The sequence below is a fragment of the Mycobacterium sp. 852002-53434_SCH5985345 genome (genome assembly GCF_001667155.1).
Classification (GTDB): domain Bacteria; phylum Actinomycetota; class Actinomycetes; order Mycobacteriales; family Mycobacteriaceae; genus Mycobacterium.
On the sequence record NZ_LZIE01000089.1, the window covers coordinates 1 to 9,473 of the forward strand.

Below are 9,473 nucleotides of genomic sequence, written 5' to 3' on the forward strand. Positions count from 1 at the left end.
CGCCCGGCCCCCGGGACCCCAACCGGCCCTTCACCGTTTCGGTGTTCGGCGATTCGATCGGGTGGACATGGATGCACTACCTGCCACCCACGCCGGGATTCGCGTTCCTCGACCACACCGTCATCGGCTGCAGCCTGGTGCGCGGCACGCCGTATCGGTACATCGGCCAAACCCTGGAGCAGAGAGCCGAATGCGACGGCTGGCCGATTCGATGGTCGAAACAGGTCAGCCAGGACCAGCCGGACGTCGCGCTGCTGATCATCGGCCGCTGGGAAACCGTCGACCGCGTCAACGAGGGGCAATGGACACACATCGGGGACCCCACCTTCGACGCGTATCTCAACGGCGAGCTGGAGCGGGCGCTGAACATCGTCAGCTCCACCGGCGTTCGAGTGGTGGTCGCCACCGTGCCGTACAGCAGGGGTGGCGAAAAGCCGGACGGCCGGCTGTATCCGGAGGATCAGCCCGACCGGGTGAACCTGTGGAACACCATGCTGCGCAAGACCGTCAGCCACCATCCGAATGTGCAAATCCTGGACCTGAACAAAAAGCTCTGTCCGGACGGCGTTTACACCGCCAAGGTCGACGGCATCAAGGTGCGCAGCGACGGCGTACACCTCACCCCCGAAGGGGTGAAGTGGTTGACGCCGTGGCTCGAGGAATCCCTGCGCTAATCGCCGGTGCGGCAGCTGATTTCCATGCTGTCGCTGTCCCGTACCGCAAAGTTGAAGCTGACGTAGCCGTTCGCGGGATTGCGCACCCGGTCCAGATACGGCTGGGTGTCTGCGGCGCTGGTGTTGTCGGCCACCACCAATGCGCCCGTCGACAACCGCGGTTCGAGCAGCTCGATCACCGGCAGATAGAGGTCCTTCCAACCGTCCAGCAAGACGAAGTCGATCGGCCCGTCCAGCTCGGCCAGCGTGGCCAGCGCGTCCCCTTCGAGGATGGTGATCGCCTCGTCCAGGCCGGTTTCGGCGAACGTCTTCCGAGCGGCGGCGATCTTGCTGTCGTTGAGTTCGGTCGTCACCACCCGCCCGGCGCCGTTGTCCCGCACCGCCGACGCCAGGTGGAGCGCGGAGATGCCGAACGACATCCCGAACTCGACGACGGTGCCCGGGCGGGTCGCACGCACCAGGGCGTACAGCAGCCGGCCCGCTTCGGGAGTGACCGGGATGTAGAACTCGCTCATCGCGTCGGCGCGCTCCTGCGCCGTCATCGGCCGGTCGAAGTCGCCATGCCGCTGACGTAACAGCGACATCTGGTTCTTCGCTTCGGTATACATGCGGTCGAGCACGGTCGCGACCTTCGGATCTTGCAGAGTGTTGGCCATGCTGTCGAGGGTAGGCGCGCGGTGGCCGGCGACCGACCGCGCGCAGGTCGGAGCGGCGGTGAGCCGCCGTAAGGGATATGTCAATCAGTTTGACGGGCCCTGAACCGCGGTGTAGAAAGGGTTTCGCAAGCACCTCGGTAGGTGAGGCGTCTGCATGGACACAGGCCACTGACCCCGAACGTCGAGAGACGCCCCGGGTCAGGACAGCTCTTCCCGGACCCAAGGGTTGAGCCCAAGTGGCTTCCGGAAGTTTCGGATACGCCGTGCAGTGCCGAAGCTCCGACGAGAGGGGTGCGCCGGCCGGCACGCCGCCGGCGTTCGTGCCTCTCCCGTTTCAGGTGATGTGTGACACCCGCGTGTGTCGTGGCCGTGAGGAGGTGAGGGCGAGATGAGCGAGACCAGTCCAAGCGATAGTCCGTATCCCAATTCCGTCTTGTCCCGATCCGGTTCCGGCATTCCTTCTGCCGCCTGAGCTTTCACGGGCGTTCCGGTGATTCGCGCGCAATGCCTGCCCGCGAGCTGCCGCCCCTGACCCCGCGCCATGAGCTGAGCCGATCGGACCTTCCCAAAGGAGAAGATCATGGCATTTGTTGTCACACACCGCGTTCACGGTCGGACCGGGGGGCGCGGACGGGCGTTGCTCCGCTCGGCGCGGCTGTTGGTCGGCAAGGTGCACGCGCGGACCACCCTGACTCCCCAGGAGCGGGCCAACCTGTACGTGTCACGGATGCCGATCGCGGTCGTCACCGCCTCGCTGGGCGGGCACGCTTCGACCGGCAACCGGCGGTGACGGATTCCACGAGAACACCACGACCCTCGTCTCTTCCGAGGCCGTCGGCGCCGGCGCGTTGGGGCGGGCAGAACTACGGGATGGCTCTGCTATGGATCGAATCGTTCGGCAGCAGAACGATTTTGCCGCGGGTGTGCCGCTTCTCCAATTGTTCGTAGGCGTCGGCGACCCGATCCAGCGGATAGGTGGCGGCGACCTCGAAATCGATGGCGCCGCTGACGACGAGGTCGGCCATCTCGGCCAGCACCTCCGGGGTCGACGCCTCGGCGCTGCCTTCGGTCTTGGCGCCGACTTCGCCGGCCTTCTGGAACGAGATGATGGTGTCGATTCGTTCGGGTGCGACGCCGAGGTCGACGGCGAGCTGCACGTAGTCGGGGCCGAACAGATCGATGAACGCGTCGATCCCGGTGGGCGCCGCTTCGCGCAGCCGCTCGGCCAGGCCGTCGCCATAAGGGATCGGGGTGACGCCGTGAGCCCGCAGCCAGTCGGCGTTGCCCGGCCCGGCGATGCCGAGCACCCGCGCCTCGCGCAGCACCAGAAGCTGCACGACGAGGCTGCCCACCCCGCCGGCCGCCGCCGAGACGGCCACGGTCTCACCCGGTTGCGGCGCCACCGCGCGGACGGCCGCGTACGCGGTCACGCCGACTACGTACAGCGAACCCGCGACCTCCCAACTGAGTTGGGCCGGTTTGCGAATCAGCTGGCCGACCGGCACCGCGGCATGGGTCGCGTGGCTGGAGCGGCGCAAGCTGAACCCCAAAACCTCGTCGCCGACCGAGAATTCGGTGACCCCGGGGCCTAGCGCGGTCACCACGCCGGCGAGGTCGCTGCCCTCGCCGGACGGAAACGTCGCGGGAAACATCTCATGTATCGCCCCGGTTCGGATGGCGGCCTCGCCGGGGTTGATCCCGGCGGCGCGGACCTCGACGACCACCTCACCGGCCGCGGGGACGGGCATGTCGATGTCCGCCACGTACAACACCTCGCGGTCCCCGTACCGGTCGAACCGAACGGCGCGCGCAGTCGCAACCGTCATCTCGATCTCCTCCCCGCCGCACCCATGGCCACCGACGCCAGCATAGGCGCTGGAAAACGGGTACCCACTCACCGTCGCGCGGGCGCACGTTCGAGTGCGCCGCCGGCCAGGACGTGGAAGGAATGGCCATGGAGGTTGCTCGCATCGATGCCGCCGGATGGGCGGTGGCCACCGTCATGGCCGGCGCGACGCTTGCCGGCTGCGGGGGCGGCAACAACGCGTCCCCCACTGACTCGAGTTCCGCTGCGCGCTCTATGAGTTCCAGCGTCTCCAGCCCGTCGCCGGGCCAACCCATGGATTACAGCGCACTCCTGATCAAGCCGGCCGACATCGGCGGCGATCTCACCGCCCCGCAACCGCCCGTGCTGAACCCCAACAATGCGCCCGGTGTGGCTCAGCTGTTCGCGAGCGCCGACCACAGCCGTCGAATCGGCGACAGCATCCTCATCGTCGCCGATCCCGCGACGGCGGCGGCCGGAATCGACAGGACCCGAGCCAATTACGGCGGCACGGTCAACGGCACGTGGCAGCCGATCGACGTCGGCTCCAACGGGACCATCATCTCCGGCACATCGCCCGACACAGCGCAATCGGTGACGGTGTTGCTGTTCAGCGAGGGCAGAGCGCTGGTGAACCTCGAATTCCACAGCGCGCCTGGCGATCCGATCAATCCGGCCGCGGCCGTCGATATCGGGCGCAAGCAGGACGCCGCCATCAAGAAGGCGCTGCCCGGCTAGGCGCGCCGCGTCTACAGCAGGCCGAGCAATCGCAGATCGAAAACATACTTGGCGATCAAGTCCGCCGACAGATGCGGAATGTCTCTGTCCGCACCGAGTTTGGCGGCCTGGACCGCTGCGCGGAAGACCTCGGTCGGGGCCGGCGCGCCACGCAGCGGCCTCTCCGGCTTCCGGTAAGCATCCAGCAACGGCAGCACGGACTGTTGGCGCTGCTTGTCCGGTAGAGCCCGAAGCGCGGTGCCGAAGCGACCGAGCCACTCGTCGTAGTCGTCGATGCGCCGGATGTCGTGACGGTCGGCGATCAGCCAGTCCACGAACACGTCCAGCGAGATCCCGTCGTCGTGCGGGTTCATCACGTCATAGGAGCGAAACACCCCGACGGATCCCGTGTCGTCGGCGGCGGTCGCGATCTGCTCGCCGAGCGCGGTCACCGCTTCGGCCACGAAGTCGGCGGGCAGCCCGTCGTAATGTGCGACGGCCCGGCCACCGGCGTCGGTGGTCTCGTAGAACGACGACGGTGCGATGCCGGTGACGAGCAAGCTGAAGATCAGCCGCGTAAAGGCATCCGGCACGTTCAGCTGTCCGGCGTAGCGGCTGTGGGCGAGGATCATGTCGGACCGGAAGACGGCGACGGGAAGCTCGCACAGGTCATGCGCCTCGCGCAGCAGCACCTCGCCGGCCCACTTGCTGTTGGCGTACCCGTTGGCGTAGCTGCCGTCGACCGGCCGGACCGGGCTGATCGTGCGGATGTCGCCGTCCTCTTTGAAGTCGGCCGGATCGACGGACATGGCCACCGCGACCGTCGACAGGTAGGTCACCGGTTTGATGCGGGTGGTGATCGCCAGGCGGATAACCTCGGCGGTGCCAACGACATTGGGCCCGAACAGCTGATCGTAGCGCAGGACGTGGTTGACCAGCGCCGCCGGGTGGACGATCAAGTCCACGGTGCGGGCCAGCCCGTCCCACGTTGGCTGGTCCAGCCCCAGATTCGGTGCACCGATATCGCCGGCGACGACCTCGAGATGTTCGGCCGCGAGCTCGCGGAACCGCTCGACCAGATGCGGATCGCCGCTGCGGTAGACATCCTCCAGCCGCTTGGTGGCGGCCGCCGCGTCGGTGCCACGCACGAGACAGACCAGTTTTCCGCCCGTCTCGGCGAGCCGCTCCAGCCATTCCAGGCACAGGAAGCGGCCCAGATAACCGTTGGCGCCGGTCAACAGGACGATGCGCGGGGTGCCGGTGGCTCGCGGCAAGGCCGGGGTGCCGGCCAATGTTTTCGCGTCGATGAACTTGTCGAGGGTGAGGTCAGCGGCGCGGACCTCGGTGGCGTCCCGCCCGTGCACCGACCCGAATGTCGTTCGCCTGGACCCCGTTCGGCGTTCGGCCTCAACGTATTCCGCAAGCTGGCCCAAATCGGTGGCCGGGCCGATGATCATGCCGACCGGCACCTCGACGTCGAAGATGTCTCGCAGCAGGTTGGAGAAGGTCAAGGCCGACAGGGAATCTCCGCCGAGTTCGATGAACAGGGCATCGGGTTCGGGCGGGCCGCCGGCCAGGCCGAGCAGCGCTTCGGCGGCGCGAGCCAGCGTGTCGATGACCGGACGGTCGGCCACCCCCTCGCGCAGCGCCCGGAGCTCCGTCACCCGGTTGGTTGCCAGCTCCGCATACAACTGCTCGAGCCGTTCGCGGTAGTGCTCCTTGAGCTTCGGCCGGAGCAACTTGCCCACCCCGGACAGCAGCCCGTTGTCCTCGCTGAACGGCTCGGCCTCGACGAGAAAGTCGACGGGCACCTCGTAGGACTGCAGCTGGGCGAGTTTGCCTGACTGGCGCAGTGATTCGCGCAGGGCGGCCTTGAGCCCGTCGCCGTCGCCGGCGAACCTGTCCAGCGCGTCGGCGGTCGGGACCACGACCGCCAACAGGTACGGGCGTTCGCTGTTGCCGTAGACGAAGATCTGGCGAACCAGGGCCGCGCTGCTGAACACGGCCTCCAGGCGCGCGACGGCGACGAATTCGCCTTGGGCGAGCTTCAATACGTTGTTGCGCCGATCGACGTAAGCGAGCCGGCCCGGCTCCAGCTCGGCCATTACGTCCCCGGTCCGGTAGTAGCCCTGTTCGTCGAAGGCGTTGGCGGTGACATCCGGGCGCTTGAAGTATCCGGGCGTCGCGGTCAGCGATTTGACCAGCAGCTCGCCCCGCGGGAAAGGTTTGTCAGTAAGGAAATAACCCAGTTCGGGAACGTCGATGAGCTTGTATCCCAGAACCGGCGGCGCGGCGATCCGGCCGTCCTTGGTCACCATCCCGACCTCGGTCAGGCCGTAGCCGTCGAGGACGTGCACGTCCAGGCAGGCCTCCACAAAACTGCGCATCTCCGCCGCAAGCGGCGCGGTGCCACAGAACGCGGTGATGATGCGTCCGCCCAAAACCTGCTCGCGCAACTCAGCCCGCGCTTCGGCCTCGGCGGACGCCGGGTCGGTCCCCTGGAAGACCCGCCGGTCGACGGCGCTTTGGTAGCGCTGGTAGAGCATCTCCGCAACCCGCGGCACCAACCCCATTTCGGTGGGGCGCACCAGGTTCCAGTCGTCGAACAGCGTGGACAGGTCACTTTCGGGAACGAAGTAACTGGTGCCGCCCGCTTGGAACGCGGTCGACAACGGTATCCGGCCACCGAGGTGATTGAGCGGCATGAAGTTGACGTTGAACACGGGCGTGTCCGCGAAGTCGGGCATCAGCTCGTTGGTCCACAGCTTGCACAGCATGCGCTCGGTGTACATCGCGCCCTTGGGCAGTCCGGTGCTCCCCGAGGTGTACATGATCATGGCCAGGCGTTGATCGGTGTCACCGGTGTATGCCGGCTCGGGCGGCAGGGTGCGGCCCCGCTCGATCAACTCGTCGAACGTCTCGATCGTCACCGCCATCCCGGCCGCCGACAGCTCCACGCGAGCGCGCTCCAAAGCCTCGCGCTGATCGTCGATTTGGGGGGAGTAGTCGAAAACCACCACGCGCCGCAACGACGTGCTGCCCAGCGCTGCCTCGACGGCCAGATCCAGGTAGCCGGCACCAGCCGCGAGCACCCGCGGCTCCACCTCGGCGACGATCGGCTGCAACCGTGAGGCCGCCGCATTGTGCTGCAGCGGCACCGCCACCAGGCCGAGATAGGCACACACCAGGTCGAGGGTCAGGTATTCCGCGCTGGCGAAACCCACTGTGGCGACGAAGTCTCCAGGCATCACCGGATCGGCGGCGTCGTGCTGCCAGGCGCTGGCGATCGCGCCCACGTTCGCCCACAGGTCTCGGTAGCTGATGGTGTCGAACCGGGGGAGCAGCTGCGCGGTGGTGCGGCCGGTCGCGGGATCGGCGACCAGCGACCGTGCCCGCCAACCCAGCGCCGGACGATCGGCATAGCCCTCGACGAAGGTCTGCAGGATCTGTGTCAGGCGAAGCTCCGGTTCGCGCGCCGCTCGTTGCAGTGCGGCATTCGGTTTGGTGCTGCGGAACTGTTCGTCCGTCGCGTCCAGTTGGCGAATACGTTCGGCAACCCGCTTCCGTACCGGACTGATCGAACCCTCGATGGTGGATTCTTGTTGTTCCGCATCACCGGTCATGGCCAGCCTCCCGTTCGGATCCTCGTCTACCGGGAACCGACCGTTGCGGGCCAGTCTTCCGTTCAATGGTTGTGACGGTTGTCACACCGGCGAGCGGAGGGCGCGGGCAGCGCCGCTATGCCACGACCTGGATGGGATCGCCGACGTTGACCTGGTTGAAGTACCAGGCGGCGTTGTCGGGACTGAGATTGATGCAGCCATGACTCACGTTGGCATTACCCTGCGAGTCGACCGACCAGGGTGCCGAGTGCACGTAGACGCCGCTCCAGGTGACGCGAACCGCATATGAGGCGGTGATCTTGTACCCCTCGGGCGAGCTGAGTGGGATGCCGATGGTGCGCGAGTCCATGACCACGGTGCGCTGCTTTTCCAGGGCGGTGAAGTTGCCGATGGGCGTGGGCCGACTGGGCTTGCCCATCGACGCCGGCACGGTGCGCAGCACTTCTCCGTTTCGGCTGACGGTGAAGGTGTGCGCGGAGATGCTGGCGACACCGAGTAACGCGTCACCGGTGTCGAAGCCCGTGGTCAGGGCCTGAATGCCCACCGAAACGTGGGTGTGGGCCGGCCAGTACTGGTTCGGCACCCATTGCACGACGTTGTTCTCGACCCACTCGAAGTGTCCGGGCGTGTTGTTCGGCGACGTGACGTGGATGGACCGCTCGGCGGCGCCTCGATCCGTGATCGGTGCGGTGAACGTCACCACAACCGGGTGCGCCACGCCGACCACCGCGCCGTTGGCCGGCAAAACCGAGGCAATCGCCGGGGTGGGCGGTGGTACCGGGATTGACGCGTGGCTGCGACCGATCGGCGCGACCAGGCCGATCGCCGTGATCGCGACCATAACAAATAGATAACGAACACCACGAACCATAGCGTCCGCCCTTCGAGATGGTGCGATTAACACGACTGTATTCTACCGGCTGTACCCGCGTTGTCGCTTTCAGCAAACATTTGTGGCTTCGCCGGTCGCCCCTCGGCCCGCTGGATTGGCTGGCGGCCTAGCGACGCGTTAGCCTCAGAAATCACTGCCCGGAGGGCGAGGAGGTGCGGGTGCTCTTCCGTCAGCTGGAGTACTTCGTCGCGGTCGCGCAGGAGCGCCACTTCGCCCGCGCGGCCGAAAAGTGCTTCGTATCCCAACCCGCGCTTTCCGCCGCGATCGCCAAGCTGGAACGGGAATTGAACGTCACGCTGATCAATCGCGGGCACAGCTTCGAGGGCCTCACACCTGAGGGCGAGCGGTTGGTGGTGTGGGCCAAGAGGATTCTCGCCGAGCACGACGCCTTCAAGTCCGAGGTGCATGCCGTGCGCTCTGGCATCACCGGGATGCTGCGGCTGGGCACGGTCCCCACCGCCTCGACGACCGCCTCCCTGGTGCTCTCGGCGTTCTGTTCGGCGCACCCGTTGGCGAAGGTGCACATCCTTTCCCGGTTGTCCGGCACCGAACTGTACCGGCGGCTACGCGAATTCGAACTGGACGCCGCGATCGTGCACGCGGCGCCCGACGAGGCCCACGACGTGAACCTGGTGCCGCTTTACGAGGAGCACTATGTGTTGTTGTCGCCCGCGGACATGCTGGGATCCGGGGCCTCGACGATGACCTGGCCGGAGGCCGCGCAGTTGCCGCTGGCGTTGCTCACACCCGAGATGCGGGACCGCCAGATCATCGACAAGGCTTTCGCCGACCATGCCATCGAAGTGACTCCGCAGGTCGAAACCGACTCCGTCGCTTCGCTGTTCGCTCAGGTCGCCGCCGGGAACTGGGCATGCATCGTGCCGCACACCTGGTTGTGGACGTCGCCGCTGGGGCGGGAGGTGCGCGCGGTGGAAATGGTCGACCCGGTGCTCAAGGCCGACGTCGCGCTGGCCACCAATTCCGCCGGGCCGGGGTCGCCCATCGCCCGCGCGCTCGCCTCCTCCGCGGCGCAGCTGTCGCTGGACGAGTTCTTCGACGCGCAGTTATCGCGAATCACCCACGGGC

Annotated in this window: 8 protein-coding genes and 1 riboswitch; of the genes, 4 read left to right on the forward strand and 4 right to left on the reverse strand. The window is 66.9% G+C overall.

Annotated features, from left to right (window positions below):
• Nucleotides 1–674 (forward strand): SGNH/GDSL hydrolase family protein (locus A5756_RS21595; RefSeq protein ID WP_197505811.1); only part of this gene is annotated, 674 nt, incomplete at its 5' end.
• Here the strand turns inward: A5756_RS21595 and A5756_RS21600 are convergent.
• On the reverse strand, nt 671–1,330 hold the full coding sequence (locus A5756_RS21600) for an O-methyltransferase (protein ID WP_066957312.1): 660 nt from the start codon (nt 1,328–1,330) through the stop codon (nt 671–673). The genes A5756_RS21595 and A5756_RS21600 overlap by 4 nt on opposite strands.
• A gap of 126 nt (nt 1,331–1,456) precedes the next feature.
• Nucleotides 1,457–1,628: riboswitch (M-box (ykoK) riboswitch) on the forward strand.
• Between the two features lie 282 nt (nt 1,629–1,910).
• Between A5756_RS21600 and A5756_RS26095 the strand changes: the two genes are divergently transcribed.
• A complete protein-coding gene (locus A5756_RS26095) occupies nt 1,911–2,120 on the forward strand; it encodes a hypothetical protein (RefSeq protein ID WP_067791583.1) in 210 nt (69 codons plus the stop codon).
• A gap of 73 nt (nt 2,121–2,193) precedes the next feature.
• Here A5756_RS26095 and A5756_RS21605 read toward each other — a convergent pair whose 3' ends face one another.
• Nucleotides 2,194–3,156, reverse strand: coding sequence for an NADP-dependent oxidoreductase (locus tag A5756_RS21605; protein WP_066957314.1), 963 nt, complete (start codon nt 3,154–3,156; stop codon nt 2,194–2,196).
• A 128-nt stretch (nt 3,157–3,284) separates the two neighbouring features.
• Between A5756_RS21605 and A5756_RS21610 the strand changes: the two genes are divergently transcribed.
• Nucleotides 3,285–3,893, forward strand: coding sequence for a hypothetical protein (locus tag A5756_RS21610; RefSeq protein ID WP_066957320.1), 609 nt, complete (start codon nt 3,285–3,287; stop codon nt 3,891–3,893).
• Nucleotides 3,894–3,904: 11 nt separating this feature from the next.
• Here the strand turns inward: A5756_RS21610 and car are convergent, their stop codons facing one another.
• Together car and A5756_RS21620 are read right to left on the reverse strand one after the other, a co-directional pair.
• Nucleotides 3,905–7,495, reverse strand: coding sequence for a carboxylic acid reductase (car, locus tag A5756_RS21615; protein ID WP_066957316.1), 3,591 nt, complete (start codon nt 7,493–7,495; stop codon nt 3,905–3,907).
• A 115-nt stretch (nt 7,496–7,610) separates the two neighbouring features.
• Entirely contained in the window at nt 7,611–8,366 is a 756-nt protein-coding gene (locus A5756_RS21620; protein ID WP_066957318.1) for a L,D-transpeptidase family protein, read from the reverse strand.
• Between the two features lie 179 nt (nt 8,367–8,545).
• On the opposite strand from A5756_RS21620, the gene A5756_RS21625 reads away from it, so the two are divergent.
• A partial coding sequence (locus A5756_RS21625) for a LysR family transcriptional regulator (protein WP_066957322.1) occupies nt 8,546–9,473 on the forward strand: 928 nt, incomplete at its 3' end.